The organism is Gardnerella sp. 2492, from assembly GCF_050320365.1.
Taxonomy (GTDB): Bacteria; Actinomycetota; Actinomycetes; order Actinomycetales; family Bifidobacteriaceae; genus Bifidobacterium.
Map to the genome: position 1 here is coordinate 666,533 of NZ_CP186952.1, position 20,465 is coordinate 686,997.

12 protein-coding genes are annotated in these 20,465 nt (G+C 44.9%); 3 read left to right on the plus strand and 9 right to left on the minus strand.

What is annotated here, in order from left to right:
* Window positions 1–38: 38 nt before the first annotated feature.
* Both ACPFYS_RS02500 and rpoB read right to left on the minus strand, forming a co-directional pair.
* Complete coding sequence (locus ACPFYS_RS02500) at window positions 39–4,058, minus strand: DNA-directed RNA polymerase subunit beta' (protein ID WP_427877493.1); 4,020 nt, start codon at window positions 4,056–4,058, stop codon at window positions 39–41.
* Between the two features lie 77 nt (window positions 4,059–4,135).
* On the minus strand, window positions 4,136–7,702 hold the full coding sequence (gene rpoB, locus ACPFYS_RS02505; protein ID WP_427877495.1) for a DNA-directed RNA polymerase subunit beta: 3,567 nt from the start codon (window positions 7,700–7,702) through the stop codon (window positions 4,136–4,138).
* A gap of 474 nt (window positions 7,703–8,176) precedes the next feature.
* Here rpoB and ACPFYS_RS02510 point away from each other — a divergent pair, with 474 nt between their 5' ends.
* Complete coding sequence (locus ACPFYS_RS02510; RefSeq protein WP_427877602.1) at window positions 8,177–8,863, plus strand: tRNA (cytidine(34)-2'-O)-methyltransferase; 687 nt, start codon at window positions 8,177–8,179, stop codon at window positions 8,861–8,863.
* Between the two features lie 163 nt (window positions 8,864–9,026).
* Window positions 9,027–9,767, plus strand: coding sequence for a peptide ABC transporter permease (locus ACPFYS_RS02515; RefSeq protein ID WP_427877497.1), 741 nt, complete (start codon window positions 9,027–9,029; stop codon window positions 9,765–9,767).
* A gap of 19 nt (window positions 9,768–9,786) precedes the next feature.
* Here ACPFYS_RS02515 and ACPFYS_RS02520 read toward each other — a convergent pair whose 3' ends face one another.
* From ACPFYS_RS02520 to rpmB, 5 genes are all read right to left on the minus strand, one after another.
* Window positions 9,787–11,151: a PFL family protein gene (locus tag ACPFYS_RS02520; protein WP_427877499.1), complete on the minus strand. Its 1,365-nt coding sequence runs from the start codon at window positions 11,149–11,151 to the stop codon at window positions 9,787–9,789.
* Between the two features lie 98 nt (window positions 11,152–11,249).
* The gene (locus ACPFYS_RS02525) at window positions 11,250–11,540 is read right to left on the minus strand and encodes an ACT domain-containing protein (protein WP_427877501.1); all 291 of its coding nucleotides are present in this window, start codon (window positions 11,538–11,540) and stop codon (window positions 11,250–11,252) included.
* A gap of 210 nt (window positions 11,541–11,750) precedes the next feature.
* Complete coding sequence (locus ACPFYS_RS02530) at window positions 11,751–12,899, minus strand: PfkB family carbohydrate kinase (protein WP_427896797.1); 1,149 nt, start codon at window positions 12,897–12,899, stop codon at window positions 11,751–11,753.
* Between the two features lie 109 nt (window positions 12,900–13,008).
* A complete protein-coding gene (locus ACPFYS_RS02535) occupies window positions 13,009–15,399 on the minus strand; it encodes an ATP-dependent DNA helicase RecG (RefSeq protein ID WP_427877505.1) in 2,391 nt (796 codons plus the stop codon).
* A gap of 160 nt (window positions 15,400–15,559) precedes the next feature.
* A complete protein-coding gene (gene rpmB / locus ACPFYS_RS02540; protein ID WP_116439860.1) occupies window positions 15,560–15,754 on the minus strand; it encodes a 50S ribosomal protein L28 in 195 nt (64 codons plus the stop codon).
* Between the two features lie 209 nt (window positions 15,755–15,963).
* Here rpmB and ACPFYS_RS02545 point away from each other — a divergent pair, with 209 nt between their 5' ends.
* A complete protein-coding gene (locus ACPFYS_RS02545; RefSeq protein WP_427877507.1) occupies window positions 15,964–17,121 on the plus strand; it encodes a quinone-dependent dihydroorotate dehydrogenase in 1,158 nt (385 codons plus the stop codon).
* A 91-nt stretch (window positions 17,122–17,212) separates the two neighbouring features.
* Here ACPFYS_RS02545 and ACPFYS_RS02550 read toward each other — a convergent pair whose 3' ends face one another.
* Both ACPFYS_RS02550 and ACPFYS_RS02555 read right to left on the minus strand, forming a co-directional pair.
* Entirely contained in the window at window positions 17,213–19,585 is a 2,373-nt protein-coding gene (locus ACPFYS_RS02550; RefSeq protein WP_427877509.1) for a transglycosylase domain-containing protein, read from the minus strand.
* A gap of 24 nt (window positions 19,586–19,609) precedes the next feature.
* The gene (locus ACPFYS_RS02555; protein ID WP_427877511.1) at window positions 19,610–20,329 is read right to left on the minus strand and encodes a Crp/Fnr family transcriptional regulator; all 720 of its coding nucleotides are present in this window, start codon (window positions 20,327–20,329) and stop codon (window positions 19,610–19,612) included.
* Window positions 20,330–20,465 lie beyond the last annotated feature (136 nt).

Here is a 20,465-nt window from a genome sequence, read left to right on the forward strand (position 1 = left end):
GCCGCAATCACTCAACTAACTCAGCGCCGTCACTCAGCTCACTCAGCGTCGTCACCATAATCACCCTGACCGCCCTGATCATCAAGGAAGTCATCAGGATTAAAATCGTCACCGAGCTTCATATCGCCAAAGTCAATGTTGGAGAAGTCAACATCGCCCATATCGCTCTCACCGAAGTTCGAAGGCGTACTATCCGCACCGCCCAAACCGAAGTTCGGATAAATGGAGTCGCGCACCTGAGGATCCGGCTCCACACTAGCATTACGATAACGCGCCAAACCGGTACCAGCTGGGATGAGCTTACCGATAATTACGTTCTCCTTCAAGCCCTTAAGGTCATCTTCCTTCTGGCTCAAAGCAGCTTCAGTAAGCACACGTGTAGTCTCCTGGAAGGAAGCGGCCGAAAGCCAAGAATCCGTAGCCAAAGAAGCCTTCGTAATACCCATAAGCTCTGGTCGACCAGCAGCAGGCTTACCACCGTTCTTCACGGCCTCCAAGTTTGCCTCGCGGAACTTTGCCTGATCCACAAGCTCGCCTGGAAGCAGGTTCGTGTCACCGGAGTCAATAACTGTAATACGGCGAAGCATTTGATGCACGATAACCTCAATGTGCTTATCGTGAATATCAACGCCCTGCGAACGGTACACGTTGTGAACCTCTTCCACAATATTCACCTGAGCCGCACGCGGGCCAAGAATACGCAGAATCTTCTTAGGATCCACGGAACCTTCGATCAGCTGCGTACCAACCTCAACATGCTCGCCATCCTTAACCAACATTGGCGCACGACGCGTAACAGGGTAAACGATTGGCTCAACGGTCGTATCGTCTGGAGTCAAGGTCACCTGACGACCATGGTCAGTATCCTCAACCTTCACAACGCCTGGGAACTCAGCGATTGGAGCCTCACCCTTAGGAGTACGAGCCTCGAAAAGCTCCGTAACACGAGGAAGACCCTGCGTAATATCAGAAGCCGAAGCAACACCACCGGAGTGGAAGGAACGAAGCGTAAGCTGCGTACCAGGCTCACCAATGGACTGTGCTGCAACAATACCAACAGCCTCACCAACATCCACAAGTCGGCTAGTAGCCAAAGACCATCCGTAGCACTTTGCGCAAACGCCACGCTTAGACTCGCAAGTAAGCACAGAACGCGCCTTAACTTCCTCAACGCCGTGCGCAACCAAATCGCGCAAAACGTCCATAGAAAGCGCATCGCCGCACTTAGCCAAAACTGTTGTGCCGTCAGCAGGATCGATCACATCCGCAGCAAGCAAACGCGAGTATGGGCCACCATCAGCAGCCTTAACAAGTGTCAAGTTGCCGTTTTCGTCGCGATCAGCAATCTTCATCATAAGACCGCGCTTAGTTCCGCAGTCTTCCTCACGAACGATTACTTCCTGAGAAACGTCCACAAGACGACGAGTCAAGTAGCCAGATTCTGCAGTACGAAGTGCGGTATCTGCCAATCCCTTACGAGCACCGTGCTGCGAGATGAAGTATTCCAACACGGAAAGGCCGTCATGATAGTTGGACTTAACTGGTCGAGGAATAATCTCGCCCTTAGGGTTTGCCACGAGGCCTCGCATACCAGCAATCTGACGAATCTGCATCCAGTTACCACGCGCTCCTGACTGAACCATGATGTTCACGTTGTTATCATCATGGAAGTTTTCGCGCATAGCGTCTGCAACTTTATCCGTGCATTCGGTCCACAAGTTGATCAACTCTTGACGACGTTCTTCGTCTGTAAGAAGACCCATATCGTACTGAGAGTTGACTTTTGCAGCTTGATCTTCGTAATCTTGCGCAATCTGTTCACGGTTGGAAGGAAGCACAATATCGGAGAATGCCATTGTTACACCAGACCATGGTGCTCGCGTGAAGCCAAGATCCTTCAAAGCATCCAAAGATGCCGCGACTTGCGCTGTAGAATAGCGAGTTGCGATATCGTCGACGATCTTTGAAAGCACTCCCTTTGGTACCTGCTCGTTTACGAACGGGTAGTCTACTGGCAAAGTTCCGTTGAACAAAATACGTCCGCAGGAAGTTGCGAAAAGTACAGTACCGTCTTTGAAACGCTCTTCGTGTACTACGTCTGGGCAGCCTGGTTCAGGGTCAACTACCTTAAGTTCGCCCGGTTCCCAATTCTTCGGCAGTACGAAATCTGCAGGAACGCGAATCAGTACCTTAGCCTGCATATCAATCTCGTGCTTATCCAGAGCCATTTCAGCTTCAGCAAGCGATGAGAAGATTCGTCCCTGACCTTTTGCTCCGTCAACAACAGTAGACAAGTAGTAAAGACCAAGAATCATATCCTGAGATGGCATTGTAACGGTGTGTCCGTCTGCCGGCTTCAAGATATTGTCGGAAGCCATCATCAAAGTACGAGCTTCAGCCTGAGCTTCTGCAGAAAGCGGAAGGTGCACTGCCATCTGGTCACCATCGAAGTCTGCGTTGAATGCTGCGCAGGCAAGTGGTGGCAGGTGAATTGCTTTACCTTCGACCAGAATTGGCTCGAAGGCCTGAATACCTAAGCGGTGAAGTGTAGGTGCACGGTTAAGAAGTACAGGATGCTCGGAAATAACTTCTTCCAAAACGCCCCAAACTTCGGAGTCTCCGCGGTCAACCAAACGCTTTGCGCTCTTCATGTTCTGCGCGAATCCCTGATCTACCAAACGCTTAATTACGAATGGCTTGAAAAGCTCCAATGCCATTGGCTTTGGCAAACCGCACTGATGCATGCGAAGGCTTGGACCAACGACGATTACGGAACGACCAGAGTAATCAACTCGCTTACCCAGCAAGTTCTGGCGGAATCGACCCTGCTTACCTTTTAGCATGTCGGAAAGCGACTTTAATGGTCGGTTAGATGCGCCAGTTACTGGGCGTCCACGACGACCGTTGTCAAAGAGCGAGTCGACTGCTTCCTGAAGCATGCGCTTTTCGTTATTAAGCATGATTTCAGGAGCGCCAAGCTCAAGAAGTCTCTTCAAACGGTTGTTACGGTTGATTACACGACGATACAAATCGTTCAAATCGGAAGTTGCAAAACGGCCGCCATCGAGCTGAACCATTGGTCGCAAATCTGGTGGGATTACTGGAATTACATCCAACACCATTGCTTCCGGCTTATTTCCGGTAGTTAGGAACGCGTTTACAACTTTCAGTCGCTTCAAAGCGCGAGCTTTACGCTGTCCGGTACCGTTATCGATTTCTGCGCGAAGCTCTTCTGCTGCAGACTTTAAATCGAAGTCTTGCAAACGCTTTTTAATAGCTTCAGCGCCCATGCAGCCTTCGAAGTAGTCGCCGTAACGATCTTCCATCTCGCGCCACAAGTCCACGTCGCCTTCCATATCTCCGGCTCGTAAACCTTTGAAGCGGTCAAATACTGCGTTCAAACGCTGAATCTGATCGTCGTAGCGTTGACGAATAGCAGCCATTTCGCGCTCTGCACTTACGCGCAGCTTGGATTTTACGCTGCCTTTCGTCTCGCCCGACTCTTCAAGTTCGTGCAAGTCTTCTTCAACTTTCTTCGCGCGAGCTTCAATCTCGTTATCGCGACGACGTCGAAGATTTGTAATTTCGGTATCAAATTCGTCTTGCAAGTCCGGAAGGTCTTGGTGACGCTGCTCTTCGTCGACTTTCGTAACCATGTAGGCTGCGAAGTAGATTACTTTCTCGAGATCCTTAGGAGCGATATCAAGTAAGTATCCTAAGCGGCTTGGTACGCCTTTGAAGAACCAGATGTGCGTTACTGGTGCTGCAAGCTCAATATGACCCATGCGCTCACGACGTACGCGGCTGCGGGTTACTTCCACGCCGCATCGTTCGCACACGATGCCTTTGAATCGCACGCGCTTGTATTTTCCGCAAGCGCATTCCCAGTCGCGAGTAGGGCCGAATATCTGCTCACCGAACAGACCGTCTTTCTCTGGCTTTAGGGTACGGTAATTAATTGTTTCTGGCTTTTTAACTTCGCCGTGGCTCCAGCTACGGATATCGTCGGCAGTGGCCAAGCCAATTCTCAGTTTGTCAAATGCGTTGACGTCCAGCACTCTTATTGTCCTGTCTGTGAAATTGTTTTCTAACGTTTCTTAAATTAGTGTTCGTTACCGAATCGTTCGTTACCGAATCACTGGTATTCAGGTTCAACAGCAACCTGGTCTTCTTTTGCGGACGAGTCTGGTCGAGCGCCAATGTTGAAACCAAGGTCTTCAGATGATGAAACTGGATCGTCTTCTTCATCCTTCATGTCGATTGCAACGCCTTCAGCGTTAAGAACCTCAACATTCAAGGAGAGCGACTGCATTTCCTTAAGCAACACCTTGAAGGATTCTGGAATACCGGCAGGCGGCAAATTCTGTCCCTTCACGATAGCGCCGTACACGCGCACGCGGCCGTCAACGTCATCAGACTTTGTGGTCATCATTTCGTGCAAAGTGTATGCTGCACCGTAAGCTTCGAGAGCCCAAACTTCCATTTCGCCGAAGCGCTGGCCACCAAACTGTGCTTTACCACCTAATGGCTGCTGGGTGATCATGGAGTAAGGTCCAGTAGAGCGTGCATGAATCTTGTCATCAACCAAGTGATGCAGCTTCAAGATGTACATGTAGCCTACGGAAATTGGCTTCGGGAATGGCTCGCCGGTTCGACCGTCGAATAACGTTGCCTTACCGTCTGAACCAACAAGCTTATTGCCATCGCGATCAGCAAGGGTTGTTGAAAGCAAACCGTTCAAGGTCTCCGGACGCACACCGTCGAATACTGGTGTTGCTACAGGAGTACCTGGATCGCCGTGTTCTGCTCCTTCAGGAACGTACTTCTTCCAAGCTGCCTTTAGATCTGGATCCAAGTTGATGTCCCAGCCTGCGTGAGCAATCCAACCTAAGTGAAGCTCAAGCACCTGGCCTAAGTTCATTCGAGATGGCACACCCAACGGGTTAAGCATGATGTCAACTGGAGTACCGTCAGCTAAGAACGGCATATCTTCTTCTGGCAAAATTCGGGAGATAACACCCTTGTTGCCGTGTCGACCAGAAAGCTTATCGCCTTGCGTAATCTTACGATGCTGAGCGATGTAAACGCGAATCATTTGGTTTACGCCGTTTGGAAGCTCGTCACCGTCGTCTTCTGCGTCTTCACGAGTGATTTCTTTAACTGCAATAACAGTACCGGTTTCGCCGTGTGGTACGCGTAGCGAGGTGTCGCGAACTTCGCGGCTCTTTTCGCCGAAGATTGCGCGCAACAAACGCTCTTCTGGAGTAAGCTCAGTTTCACCCTTTGGTGTTACTTTACCGACCAGAATATCGCCGGCTTCTACTTCTGCGCCGATGCGAATAATACCGCGTTCGTCGAGGTTTGCGATTGCGTCTTCACCAACGTTTGGAAGATCGCGAGTAATCTCTTCGGAACCGAGCTTAGTTTCGCGAGCGTCGATTTCGTATTCTTCAATATGGATTGAAGAAAGTGTATCGTCTTGCACAAGACGCTGGGAAATAATAACAGCATCCTCGTAGTTGTAACCGTTCCATGGCATGAATGCAACGAGCAAATTCTTACCTAATGCAAGCTCGCCCTTTTCTGTTGCAGGACCATCTGCCAAAACAGTACCAGCTTCAACGCGTTCACCGTCTTTGATAAGAGGTACTTGATTGTAGCAGGTAGTTTGGTTTGAACGCTGGAACTTGGAAAGCTTGTAGCTTGATTGAGTTCCGTCGTCGTTCATTACTCGGATGATATCTGCGGAAACGTAGGTTACTACACCCGGCTTTTCTGCCAAAATTACGTCGCCTGAGTCGACTGCTGCACGCCATTCGGAACCAGTTCCGACTAATGGTCGCTCCGACTTGATAAGCGGCACGGCCTGACGCTGCATGTTCGTACCCATCAATGCACGGTGGCCTTCATCGTGCTCCAAGAATGGAATCAAGGAAGCGCCGAGGGAAACCATTTGTCGTGGAGAAACGTCCATGTAGTCGACAGTGCTTACTGGCACATCGACTGCTTCTTCTTCGTCGACTCGCGCAAGTGCCTGAGTTCCAACGAAGTTGCCGTTGTCGTCAAGATCTTGGTTTACCTGAGCAATAACGTGCTCGGCTTCGCGATCAGCTGTCATGTATTCAACTTCGTTGGTTACGTGACCGTTAATCACCTTGCGATAAGGAGTTTCGATAAAGCCGAATGGGTTGATTCGTCCGAAGGTTGCCAAAGAGCCGATAAGACCAATGTTTGGACCTTCTGGGGATTCGATTGGGCACATTCTACCGAAGTGGGATGGGTGCACGTCTCGAACTTCCATGGAAGCGCGGTCGCGAGAAAGACCACCAGGGCCGAGTGCGGAAAGACGGCGCTTGTTTGTAACTCCTGCCAAAGGATTGTTCTGATCCATAAACTGGCTGAGCTGAGAAGTACCGAAGAACTCTTTAATGGTGGCGTTTACAGGACGAATGTTAATCAAGGACTGTGGCGTAATTGCCTCTGCATCCTGAGTTGTCATACGTTCACGCACTACGCGTTCCATACGGCTTAAGCCTGTACGAAGCTGATTCTGCACCAACTCGCCAACCTGACGAATACGACGGTTACCGAAGTGATCGATATCGTCTACGTCAACTCTCAACTGAACATCTTGACCATCGCGCTTTCCTGGGAAGGTTTTCTCACCAGAGTGCAAGGTAACCAAATATTTGATTGTGGCTATGATGTCTTCGCGGTTCAAGCTGCGATCGTTGTAGTCTGCTTCAAGTCCGAGCTTGCGGTTGATCTTGTAACGGCCAACTCGCGCCAAATCGTAACGCTTCGTGTTGAAGTAGAAGGAGTCGAGAAGATTGCGGCCAGCTTCTGGAGTTGCCGTATCTGCTGGACGGATTTTACGATACAAATCTGTAAGTGCATCTTCTTGCGTATCGATTGGCTCTTTTTCCAAAGCGTCAAGAACAAGAGGATATCCTTGGAATGCGTCGGCAATTTCGTCTTTTGTCATGCCGATTGCGAGAAGGAATACGATTGCAGACTGCTTACGCTTGCGGTCTACTCGCACGCCTAGAACGTCGCGCTTGTCGATTTCAAATTCCAACCATGCACCACGGCTTGGTATGATTTTCGCACCGAATACATCTTTGTCGGATGTGCGATCCTGAGTGCGGTCGAAGTACACGCCTGGGGAGCGCACGAGCTGAGATACGATTACTCGCTCGGTTCCGCCGATAATGAACGTACCGTGAGGGGTTTGCAATGGGAAGTCACCCATGAATACAGTCTGGCTTTTAATTTCGCCAGTTTCACTGTTCTCGAACTCAGCGTTCACATACAAAGGTGCAGAATAGGTGTAATCCTTTTCTTTGCACTCAAGTACGGTGTGACGTGGCTCTTCGAAATATGGGTCGGAGAAGGTGAGACTCATTGTCTCAGCAAAGTTTTCGATTGGGGAAATCTCTTGGAAGACTTCATCGAGTCCAGAAACGTGAGGAACGGTGTGCGTACCGTTTGCCTCATCTTCTGCAACGCGCTTCTTCCAGCGCTCTGAGCCGATCAACCAATCGAAGCTGTCGGTTTGTACGCCAAGAAGATATGGCACATCAATAGGTTCACAAATAGAGCCAAAATTCACACGATCTGACGCTTTGTGCAACTTAATGTCGTGCTCGTCAGCGCGTGCGATGACTTTCGTGGTGTTCGTCGTAGCTTGTTCAGCAGCCAATGGACGTTCCTTTATCACTAGCTAGTTAATTAATCATTGGGAGCTTAGAAATCACAGCAAACTAAAAGCTTTATAAGCATTTTTTGTTCGCGGGCGCCTTCTTCGGTTCCTTGAGTATGCCCGCTATATGACACACCTTATACAGACTGTCTATTTTAGCGAAAACTCCGGACTTATTTGCGCTGCGATACAATCAACACCCGCCCCTCACACGCAACTCACACTCGCGCCACACCAAAATCAACTCATCAACTACGCACATCGTTACTAGCGCAGAACACAATCTGCAGGAGAAACGAAAAACCGGCAAAATGCGTTACTAACGCAGAACGCGTACTGCGCCAATAACGAAAAACCGGCAAAATGCGTTACGCGCGCAGAAAGCGTACTGCAAGAAGAACGAAAAATCGTAATGTGCAGCTTATGAGTAAACTAAATAAGTTATTAGTGCAAAACTTGAGTTACGAGGAAAATATGGATAAAAGCGAGCAGAAGCAGGAAGCCGAAAATCAAACCGCAACAAAAGACGCAGCAGAAACCGCAGTAAATCGCGTTGAGCAAATGTACGAGTACGGCTACAGAAAGTCAAATTACGGTCCCGACGAGCTTGTAACTGATGCTCACGGAAATCCAATTAGCGTTATGGACGCTATGCTTAGTGCCGATGATGCCGCGCGCGCCGAAACTCAAACTCCTCACCTTTGCTTCTACTCCCCGCGCATTCCAGGCAACACAGGTTCCGCTATTCGTCTTTGCGCTGTAACCGGCACGATTTTGCATTTAGTTGAGCCGCTTGGTTTTAATTTGCATGATACAAAGTTGCGTCGTGCAGGCTTGGATTATCACGATATGGCTCACGTTGTTTTGCACCCGAATTTTGATAATTTAGTTGAGTCGATGCCAAATTCGCGAATTATTGCGTTTACTGCGAACGCTACGAAACTTTACACTGAAGTTGAGTATAAACCGAACGATATTCTGCTTTTTGGTCCGGAACCAGGAGATATTCCTGATCCTATGGATATTATGTCCGGCCCGCACGTAGCTGAGCAAGTGCGTCTTCCTATGCGCCCCTCACTTCGCAGTTTGAATCTTACGAATTGCGCTTCTATTGCCGTTTACGAAGCGTGGCGACAGCTCGGTTTTCCAGGCGGAAGGTGAGCACTAACTAAGCCACTAACTAAGCCACACTTCATTCTAAATCGCACCAATCTCTATTTGCATTACAATAGTAAATATGCCAATACCAGCTATGACGCCACGTAAAACGCGCCGAGATGCAGATTCACTGATCTCGCGCAACTCAGCGAGCAAAAAAGCTCGTATGAGTGAAGCAAAACGACGCATGTATCGCCGTCGCCGCATAGCTGTTTGCATAGCTTTACTTCTTGTACTTTCGCTTATAGTTTTTTGCATAATTAGTTTGATTAAAGGGATTTCCGCTATAGGCCATTCGCTTTCTGGAAATCAAGTTAATATTGTGCGGAAAGCTGTGCCAGATCCTCGTCCGGTTGGCACAACTCCTCACTGCAATGCAAAAAATATGCGATTAGAAATTTCTACTAACTCGCAGATTGTGCCTATGGGTGGAGAAGTTGAGATTACGGAACGTTTTATTTATGACGGCACTTCTCCGTGTTTGATTGACGCTTCTGATATTAATGCAGTTCTTACGGTAAGCAGCACTTCTGATCAGAATAACCAAAACAACCAAAACAACCAGAACAATCAAAACAACCAAACAAACCAAACAAATGATCAAACAAATGATCAAACAAATGATCAAAACGCAGTAGGAACGCCTGTCTGGAATTCTAACGAGTGCGCGTATAAGCTGAATCCGTTACTTATGGCAAAAGGCGACAAATACGAGAAAAAGCTTATTTGGCATACGAGTAATAATATTGGCGCTAATCCTAATAAAAATGGCGGAAATAACGAAGCAAAACCTTGCCCTAAAGACGAGGACTTACCTAAAGTCAACCGAGGAACTTACATACTGCGCTTAAATCATAAAACCGTACCTAATTTGCACAGTGACCCAGTAGTAGTAACAGTTAAGTAATTTACTGCAAAAATTAGGATTAATTCTTGAAACTATGCACAGGTGCAGGAATTCTTCCACCTCGCGTAACAAAAGCCTCGCAGCTAGTCTGATTAACCGGAATAATAGGCGCATAGCCCATCAAACCGCCAAAATTAGCCATCTCTCCGACATCTTTTCCTTCAACAGGTATAACACGAACAGCAGTGGTTTTCTGATTAATCATTCCAATAGCAGCTTCATCGGCAATAAGACCCGAAATCGTTGCGGCACTAGTAGCACCCGGAATAGCAATCATGTCAAGACCAACAGAGCAAACGCAAGTCATGGCCTCAAGTTTTTCAATCTTCAAGCAACCAGATTTTGCTGCATCAATCATATTCGCATCTTCCGAAACTGGTATGAACGCTCCAGACAAACCGCCAACATAGCTGCTTGCCATAATTCCGCCCTTCTTAACCTGGTCGTTAAGCATGGCGAGCGCCGCAGTTGTTCCAGGAGCACCGACTTGAGCTAGACCGATTTTCTCCAAAACTTCGCCAACAGAATCTCCTTGAGCAGGAGTTGGAGCAAGTGACAAATCTATGATTCCAAAAGGAATTCCAAGACGTCGAGAAGCTTCTTGAGCTACAAGCTGACCGACTCGAGTAATCTTAAAAGCAGTACGCTTAATTGTTTCGCAAAGGAAAGCAAAGTCTTTTCCTTTAGCTTCGTCTAAAGCTCTGGAAACTACTCCAGGTCCAGAAACACCAACGTTAATTACAGCGTCGCCTTCAGTAACTCCGTGGAAACCGCCTGCCATGAATGGATTGTCGTCAGGAGCGTTGCAAAAAGCAACAAATTTTACGCAACCGTACGAATCATTGTCTTTAGTAGCATAAGCAATTTTTTTAATAACGCGTCCTAAAAGTTCAACACAATCCATGTCAATGCCTGTGCGCGTGGAACCGACGTTTACTGACGAGCAGACTATGTCTGTTTCGCTTAAAGCTTGCGGAAGAGACTCAATAAGCATCCGGTCGGCTGCAGTCATAGATTTTGCTGGAAGTGCAGAATATCCTCCTATGAGGTCCACGCCAATTTCTTTTGCAGCTTTGTCGAGTGAGTGAGCAATTTTTACGAAATCTTCCGGCTTCTTGCACGCAGACGCGCCGACTAAGGCTATAGGCGTTACTGTAATGCGTTTATTTACAATCGGTATGCCGTAATCTAGTTCAATTGATTTTCCTGTTGAAACTAGGTTTTTTGCGAGTTTCGTAATTTTGTTATATATCTTCTCGCATACTTCGTTAATATCGCTAGAAGCGCAGTCTAGTAGGTTGATACCCATTGTTATAGTTCGTACGTCAAGTTTTTCCTGCTCAATCATTGAGTTGGTTTCGCTGACTTCCAGCATATTTAACATGGTTATCTCCCGTACTTACTTCTTCAGACTTACTTCTTGCTTATTTAAACTTACTTTTCGCTTTTATATGCGATGCATTTTCTATATGCGATGCATTTCTATACGCGATGCATTGTTGTGAAAATTTCGGCTCTTTGGCAGTGAATACTTACGCCTATAGAATTACCGACTTCATTTAATCCATTTACTAGATTATCGAATTCATTTTCTACGCCTGAAATATCAACAATCATCATCATGTTAAAGAATCCGTCAACAATAGTTTGTGAAATATCTAAAATGTTGACTTCTCGCTCTGCAAGATACTGCGTAACGCCAGCAATAATACCGACTGTATCTCGTCCTACTACGGTAATAACAGCTTTACTTACTGCCGTATTTTCGCTCATCTTCCCTCCTGGTGTCACTTACAAAATTTAAATTAATTTTGTCAAAATATTTCATAAGCTACTGTAAGCATAACATGTACACTTTGGCAATTTTGCAGCAACGCGCATTTTTGCGCACTTTTACTCACTTTTACTATCAATTTCTCTTTTTTTAAGAAAAATCTCCAGTAATTAAAAAGCACTAAACGTAAGAAAATCTAAAACGTAAAGTTATGCGCGTTCGTGAATATTTTCCATACGTTCAAACACAAGTCGAGGATCGAGTGACTCGTGCACAGCTTGTATAGATTCTGTATTCAAAGCGGCTGCAGCTACAGCAAAACGTCCAGTTTTGGAATTATCAAAGTCGTTGTAGCGTGCATAAATCAGCGCAGCTGTTGCAGCATCACTAGAACCGTTATCGTTGCCGACTGCTTTAACTCCGTCACTGCCGTTTCCTCGAGAAAGCATCATACGCTGTACTCGCTTGACTGGAACTGGATAGAACGCAACACCTTCATCGGCAATTCCATAAGCAACACCAGATCTTCCAGCATTAACAAGAACATGTTTCACGCCACGCTTAAGCAGCACATTCGCACAGCGCACAGCACTACGCTCATCTACAGCACTAATACCAGTTAAAGCTTGAGATTCCGCCATGTCTAATATGAGCGTATCAATACTCTTAAGTCGAGAGAGCACTCGTGGAGCTTTTGCGTCTGTTACAGCGCGCACAATAATCGGACGTTTGTAATTGTCACAAACCCACTCAAGTGACTTTTGTGGAATATTAGTGTCCATAACAATCATGTCTGCGTTTTCAATAATAGAAAGACGTTCGCGCAGAAAATCAACAGTCATATGATCGTAAATACTCATATCATCCAAGGCGAGCAAACGCTGACCTGAAGCATCTCCAACATACATGTATGAAGCTGGCATACAGTCTGAAAGCTGCCTAGAATAACCAATATCCAAACCATTAGCGGAAGCATCTATTTTAAACAGTTCGCCGTTGTGGTCTCCACCGTACACCGACACCATGCTAGTTCGAATATTTAGCCTTTCAAGCGCAACAGCAATGTTACGCCCTACGCCGCCGAGCATGTATCTAACATGTGAAGCATTAGAAGTGTAATCCATCAAATCGCCGCAAGCAATTCCAAGAACATCCATGCTAATGCCACCGATAACTGTTACATAACTCGGTGGTGTTACTATATAACCTTTTCCTCTTAAATAGCCTTTTTTAATAAGATTTGATATATGCGCTGCAACACCGGAGCGCGTAATACCTGCTAAATTGGCAAGTTCCTGTTGGCTAATCATAGGATTTTGCTGAATCCAAGATAAAATTTGTTGTTCTCGTTCAGTCATTTCTTCCTCATCTCGATATCCCTATACAAGACTTACACTTCTAGAATATTCAAAATGTTTAAATTTCGCACGCAAATTAACAAAATAATATACTATTTTTTACATTTAGCTAATTGCTTATAAGAGAAACTCCAGTTCGAGTAAAGTCAAGAACAGCTCCTGCAAGTTCCGGATAAGAAAGAAGAGACAAATCTTTTCCTAAGGTTTCGCTAGCATCTTCGCGAGCATCAGCAATCATATCAGCATCTTCTACAACTCTAAGAAGCTTCAAACTAGAACGTCCACCGGATTGACTATCTCCAAGAACGTCGCCAACATTACGCAGTTGCAAATCTTTTTGAGCAATCACAGCACCGTCTAAAGATTTCTCAACAACCTGCAAACGTTGTTGCGCAAGACTTCCAGGCTCAGCGCATGAAATAAGAAAAGCCCAAGAATTAGTACCCCCGCGACCAACTCGACCACGCAACTGGTGCAATTGAGCCAAACCAAAACGATCCGCATCAAAAATAACTATGCAACTAGCTTGAGGAACATCCACACCAACTTCGATTACTGTTGTAGCAACAAGAATTTGCACCTGACCGGAGGCAAATTTTTCCATAGTAGCATTTTTAGTTTCATCATCGTCTCTGCCGGTAAGTTTAGCAAATTTAACGCCATTAAACTGTGCAAGAGCCTGCAAACGTTGCAATATTCCATTCACAGTGTGAAGCTTTCTAGATACGGAATTTTCTGAATCAGAATCGTATGAAGAATTAACATTTACTTCTTCAAAATCACTATTTTCACTACTATTTACGCTATCTACACTATCTACATTTTCATAATTTTCTTCATCTTCTATATGCGGACACACAACGTACGCACGCTCTCCTGCGTCTATGCGAGCGCGAATATGCGAAAACATTCGTGACATTGTATTAGTATCTTTTTCTTCCACAATGAAGGTTCTAATAGGCTTACGCCCTCCTGGAAGCTCAGTCAAATACGATGCATCCAAATCTCCAAACCAAGTCATTGCAGCGGACCTAGGTATTGGTGTTGCTGTCATAACTAAAAGGTGAGGAGAGCTTGACTCAAGCTTATCGGATACTGCATGCATAAGCGCATCTCTCTGCTGCACTCCAAAGCGATGCTGCTCATCTATAATCACAAGAGCCAAATTAGTAGGCTTAAAGCTGGCGGAAAAAGCCGCGTGCGTTGCCACTATCAGCGAAGGCTCACCGCTTGCAACACTAGCTAAAGCGCGACGACGTTCAGCTAATTTCATTCCGCCGGTTACCATAATAATTTTTACGCTCAGTCCAGCTTTGTAAATCATGTTTCGCAAATTTTGTGCGTGCTGAGAGGCAAGAACTTGCGTTGGTGCTACTAGAACAGCTTGATGGCCGGAGCCAACTGCTTGAAGCATTGCGCTAACAGCTACTACTGTTTTTCCTGAACCGACTTCGCCTTGCAAAAGACGACGCATGGGGTGATTAGAAAGCATGTCTTCTGTAATTTCAGAAATAACTTGCTTCTGCCCGCCTGTTAATGGGAAAGGCAGACTTTTTATAAACTTTTCACGAAGTTCAGACTCACTACATTTCATTGCGGAATCTAATTTTGCGCTATTTCGAGATTTAAGAACCGTAATTTGTGATATAAACGCTTCTTCGTAGCGAAGAGTTTGTAACGCTTTACTAAATAATTGCGTTGAAGTTGGATTATGCAGTTCGCTAAAAGCTTCTGCACGGTGCATAAGATTGCGTTTTGCTCGCACAAATTCCGGCAAAACGTCTGGAATTATTTTAGATAGCGATAAATCTTTTTCTGCAGCATCTTCTGTAGCATCTTCTGTAGCATCTTCCGCAACGCTTCGTTTAATCAAACTAAGAGCGTAAATAATAGTTTCGTGAATATGCTCGCTAGAAATACGAGAAGTTGCGTGATAAACAGGTCGAGGAGCACTAAGCTTTTGCAAACCTTCATCAACGCTTCTAACAACATCATTTGTAATGTTTAACAACGGGTCTGCAATATTCTCATCTGTAATCTCTAATGAATCAACATTATTCGCTACTACTAGAATCTGCGGATGAGTAAATTGCAATCTTCCATTAAAAGCACTTGACATTCCACCAACTACAATAGTTTCCCCAACTCTCAGCTTTGAAGAAAGCCACCTAGCATACCGCATACATTTTGAAAAGTAGATAAGCTGCGCAGAAATCTGATTTTGTGTTACGTTTACTTCAAGTCTAAAACCTCGCCTAGCATTCATTGGCACAATATTAAAAGATTGTACAGTGGAAGAAAACGCAACTTCTTCACCCAACTTTACTTCATCTAAACTCACTACTTTTAGAGGTTTAGTAACTCTAAACGGATAATATGTGAAGGCATCTTTTACGCTTATAACACCAAGAGATTTAAGTGCTGAAACTCGTCTTTTATTGCTTACTATCGAAGATAAAGGGGTATTTAGAGTAACTTGCGGCACTACTAAATTATTCATAACTCCCCCAATCCGTTATCCGTTATTTGTTATCCGTTATCTATTCCAATTCGCGCTTATATAAGACTCTTGTTTAAGGCAATAATATCATCAGACAGATTGCTATGGCTCAAAAACAAAAAGCCCCGAGCACTGCTCAGGGCCTTTACTACTACGCGATTCACGCCTCAACGCGCTGAACCTTGCCAGCCTTAATGCATTTTACGCACACGCGGAGGCGAACGTTTTCGCCATCAACGGTAGTGCGAACCGGCTGAAGATTCGGGCGGAAGGTGCGCTTATTGCGGATATGGGAATGTGATACAGAGAAACCGGTCTGAGGTCCCTTGCCACATACTGCGCAACGAGCTGCCATAATGGACTCCTAATTCTTTGACTTGCAAGTCTTGCGTCATTCAGCCACGCAAATCGCATAAACAAATAAACATGCCTGAACGCACAACTACACAAGTATATCACTCACCACGACAATCACATATCTTATGCGTTGTAATCATAATTTTAATTTACAAACTCTTATAAAAGCTATTATGCAAAAATCGTAAATGATGCAATACTATATATATGTCATATGTATCTAATAATTCTTTGCACAATGCTGTGAACAAAATGACTACAGATTTGTTCACTTTCTCTTACAAGCACATAATTAAGCCACATTTTGTTTTTAACATTCCGCCAGATGAAGCTCACGAGCGTATGCTTTCCTTCTGCAAAGTAAGCGAGCGCATTCCAGGCCTTATGTTCCTTCTCGACTCGATGCTAAATTACACAGATCCTGTTTTAGAAACTCAGGTTATGGGCGTAGATTTTGCTAATCCTTTCGGTTTAAGCGCTGGACTCGATAAAAATTGCGATATGGCTACTGTTCTTGACCGCGCTGGCTTTGGTTTCGAAACTGTAGGCTCTACTACTTCTAGGCCTTGCGAAGGTAACGCAAAACCTTGGTATCATCGTTTCCCTGAATACGATTCAATACTTGTTCACGCTGGTCTTGCTAATTATGGAAGCGACGTTGTTATTGAACGCGCAGAGAAAGCTTGGACTCGTGCTAAGCACATGAATATGTCTGTTTCGATTGCGCGCACGAATGATAATTTGTGCGGAGATCTTCAGGAAGGAATTGAAGATTATCGAATTTCTCTTGAGCGCGCAGTCGGACGCACTTCTATGATCGAAGTGAATATTTCCTGCCCTAACACTATGGTTGGCGAGCCATTTAGCCAACCTGAAGCATTGGATAAGCTGTTTACTGAGCTTGATAAAGTTGAGCGTCCGCAACCAACTTTGGTAAAAATGCCGCTTAATCTTCCAGGAGGATGGGAGCAGTTTAAATCCCTTCTCGATGTTCTTGCTGAACATAAGGTTGATGGCGTTAGTATTGCTAACTTGTGCAAGAATAGAAGCGGCTTAGACGTTCCTAAAGATTTACCTGGTGCACTTTCTGGAGGCCCTACTTACCGCGCAAGTAACGAGCTTATTCGTAGAACTCGCGTTGCGTTTGGCGATAGGTTTGCTATTGCTGGAATTGGTGGCGTATTTACTCCTGAGCAGGCTTACGAAAAAATCCGTTCCGGAGCAGATTTAGTTATGTTTATTACTTCTCTTATGTATCGCGGACCGCAGCAGATTACTACTCTTAAACGCGGTTTAGCTAATTTGCTTAAAAAAGACGGTTTTGACAACGTTTCACAAGCTGTTGGCATAGACGCAAATATTTAAAATTTAAGTAGATTCTATAAAACAAGTTAAGGCTGGGATTCATTCAAGAACCACCAGCCTTAACTTTTATTTAAATTCTTTAATTTCTTATTTAATTACCATCAGTATTTTCATCATTTCCAGCATTAGTATTCGTGGAGTTGCTATCTGTAGAATCATCCTTGCGAGGGAAATTATACTGACCGTACTGATCCTTCTGCTGGCTAAGCTGATCGAGCTGCTCTTTAGCTGCTTCCTTACGAGCATCTTCATCGCGCTTATCTTGATCTTCTCTAGCAGTATTACCTTCTGCCGGCGAAGAGCTTTCGTCGTCATACATAGGTCCTCCAGTCATATACTTTGGATCTGGAGTGCCGTACGTATCATCGTTAGGAATATTTGCATCTTTCAGATACGTATTCATAAACGACTTCCATGCAGGAGTTGCAATATACATACCGTACCAAGTGCGCATCTGACGGCCGTTAATCGTCATATTTTTAAAGCTCTTCTGAACTTCAGCATTACCAACCGCAACGAATGCAGCAACCTGATGAGGAGCAAAACCTGCAGTCAACATGTACTTATCTTCGTTAGTACCAGTTTTTGCAAAAGTTTTACGACCGCCATCTAACTGTGTTGTTGCAGCCTCACCTCCAGGGCGTACAACACCCTGATTAAGCGCGTATGCTACAGTTTGCGCAACTTCCTTCGGAATTGCTTGATGGCAGTGAGCGCTAGGAACCTTCAACTTCTTACCATTTTTATCGATTACTCGTTTAATCGCTATTGGATCGCATGCTACACCATCAGCACCTATTGTTGCGTAAACGTTAGCAACCGTAAGAGGAGAAGCCTGAACAGAACCAATCGTCATAGGAGGGTTAAGAGAATTAGCAGAGTAAACGCTTTCCTGACCTAAAGGCGAATTATGGTATCCAAGAGTTTTAGCAGCATCTGCAATTGCACACAACTTTATTTGTGATGCCATAGCAGCCTGAGTTGTGTTGTGAGAACGTATAAGACCCTGAAGAGGAGATTCTGAGCTATAAAAAGCTCCGGTTGAGTTCTGTACTGACCAGGAACCGAATCCCTTATACTTGGCGCAATTAAACTCAGAGTTGCTATAGTGCGTAGCGTTGCGAATAGGCTGATTAATAGACTTTCCTGCCATCATCCAAGCCACAAGGTTAATTGGCTTCCATGTGGAACCAATCTGCCAACCAATACCACCACCGTCTCGCTCATCTACAGCGTAATTCAAAGCCGTATGTGTAGGATCAAGCCTTGCAGTATCTGTAGCATCATAAATACGGTTGCTACCAAAACCAAGAACCTCTCCAGTTCCAGGTTTAATAGCAGCAATAGAAACTTCGAAACCACTCTTATCGTTTACAGGAATAGTCTCACGAGCCGCTTTCATAGCCGCTGCGCTGGCTTTCAAATCCATTGTGGTATAAATATCCAAGCCACCTTCGTTTAACAGCTTCTGACGTGCCATTGCTGTTTTTCCAAACTCAGGAGAATTAAGTATTTTCTTGGTTACGTAGTCACAGAAGAATGCCGCATCTCCAGCAGCCTGACAACCAATTTTTGAAACTTCATTCTGAATATTTAAAGTACTTTTAAGAGGTGTTGCTACAGCACTATCATGCTCTTGTTTATTAATAAAATTCTGCCTGAGCATAAGATCAAGAACAATATTCCTCTGCTTTTCTGATTCCTTCTGATTACTTTCAATAGAAGGATCATAGTGAGAAGGATTTTTAGTTATTGAAGCAATAGTTGCAGCTTGTACTAGATTAAGTTTCGCAGCACTCGTATTAAAGTATCTGTGAGCTGCAGTTTCTACACCATACAAATTATTGCTACCAAACTGTGCGATATTTAAATATCCTTGCAAAATCTCAAGCTTTGAGTACTTCTTTTCCATTTGGATAGCAATAAGCATTTCTCGCAACTTACGAACTATTGTGCTCTCCGAAGCATGATATTCAGCAATAGGATCATTATCTTCATGAGCTTTAATCATAAGAACGTTTTTAACGTACTGCTGTGTAAGAGACGATCCACCTTGCATATCGTTCTTCTTAACGAATGTTTGCACAAATGCTCGCATAACACCTTGAACGTCTACGCCTGAATGTTCAAAAAATCGACGATCTTCTCGAGCTACCATTGCCTGCTGCATATATTTTGAAATACTACGCAATGGCACAACAGTGCGGTTTTGAGCGTAGAAAGTAGCAATAATAGTTTTCCCATCAGAAGCGTAAAGATGCGTTTTCTGCGGCAAAGCCGTAACATCAAAATCAATACCGTCAACTCTTAAAGAAGGTACGACTGATTTAATAACACTGTTCACTGTCATAACGCCAGGAACAAACAGTACGCTTGCTGCAACACCGCCAGCAACGCATAATGTAATGTACGTAAGAAACAGCGCTAATACGCGTCGAACGGTAAGAGAATTCTTTTTCGGCATGCGACCTATTCTAAAGGTTCGCCTCTACCGTTCAGCGCGGCGAATAAGCATACCGGGTTCGTAAATAATAATTGAACGCCCTTGACGCTTAATCCAACCTCTATTAGCAAAATCCATTAAGGCTTTATTAACTGTTTCTCTTGAAGATCCAACTAGTTGCGCAAGCTCTTCTTGAGTTAAATCATGCTTCACAAGTAAACCTTCATGAACAGGCTTACCAAATCGTGAAGCTAAGTTTAGTAACATTTTTGCTAAACGTGCCGGCACGTCCATAAATACTAAATCTGCTATTCTTTCATTATTTGCGCGCATGCGAGCCGCTAAAACTTGAAGCATGTCTATAGCAACACTTGGATGCTTACCTAACCAACTAAAAAGCGCAGTATGCTCTAACACAAGAAGATGAGTGTGCGATTCCATTGCTATTGCAGAAGCTGTGCGAGGACCTCCTGCTGGATCAAAAACTGGTATTTCTCCCAAAATTTCGCCATAAGTGTGAATACTTAACAACTGCACTCTGTTATCTCTGGAATGACGAACTAGTTTTACACGGCCGCGATCTAAAATATACATTCGGTGATCAGTGTCACCTTCGTTAAAAATTGCTTGACCTTTTTTAAACTCTACTTCTTTAAAATGTACTATAAGCTCTTTTGCTTGATCTACAGGAACTTGCTTAAATAGAGCTGTATGAATGAGCGTCATATTGTCTTTCGAACAGTCGCTCGTCTTAACCTTAGTCATACAGGCCTCCCCCACGCATTGGTAGCTCATCGTCGTGCTACATAAATGCTGAATAACTAGTGCTGACTAACTAGTACACTCGCGAATCATGCAAAACAGTACATTCAGCATTGCTATCTAGCATACAAGTGTAACA

Coding starts and splice junctions, on each gene's coding strand:
- ACPFYS_RS02535 (WP_427877505.1), bottom strand. CDS start 15,399: ATGAATAATTTAGTAGTGCCGCAAGTTACTCTAAATACCCCTTTATCT.
- ACPFYS_RS02525 (WP_427877501.1), bottom strand. CDS start 11,540: ATGAGCGAAAATACGGCAGTAAGTAAAGCTGTTATTACCGTAGTAGGA.
- ACPFYS_RS02520 (WP_427877499.1), bottom strand. CDS start 11,151: ATGTTAAATATGCTGGAAGTCAGCGAAACCAACTCAATGATTGAGCAG.
- ACPFYS_RS02550 (WP_427877509.1), bottom strand. CDS start 19,585: ATGCCGAAAAAGAATTCTCTTACCGTTCGACGCGTATTAGCGCTGTTT.
- rpmB (WP_116439860.1), bottom strand. CDS start 15,754: ATGGCAGCTCGTTGCGCAGTATGTGGCAAGGGACCTCAGACCGGTTTC.
- ACPFYS_RS02545 (WP_427877507.1), top strand. CDS start 15,964: ATGTCATATGTATCTAATAATTCTTTGCACAATGCTGTGAACAAAATG.
- ACPFYS_RS02510 (WP_427877602.1), top strand. CDS start 8,177: ATGGATAAAAGCGAGCAGAAGCAGGAAGCCGAAAATCAAACCGCAACA.
- ACPFYS_RS02515 (WP_427877497.1), top strand. CDS start 9,027: ATGAGTGAAGCAAAACGACGCATGTATCGCCGTCGCCGCATAGCTGTT.
- ACPFYS_RS02530 (WP_427896797.1), bottom strand. CDS start 12,899: ATGACTGAACGAGAACAACAAATTTTATCTTGGATTCAGCAAAATCCT.
- ACPFYS_RS02555 (WP_427877511.1), bottom strand. CDS start 20,329: ATGACTAAGGTTAAGACGAGCGACTGTTCGAAAGACAATATGACGCTC.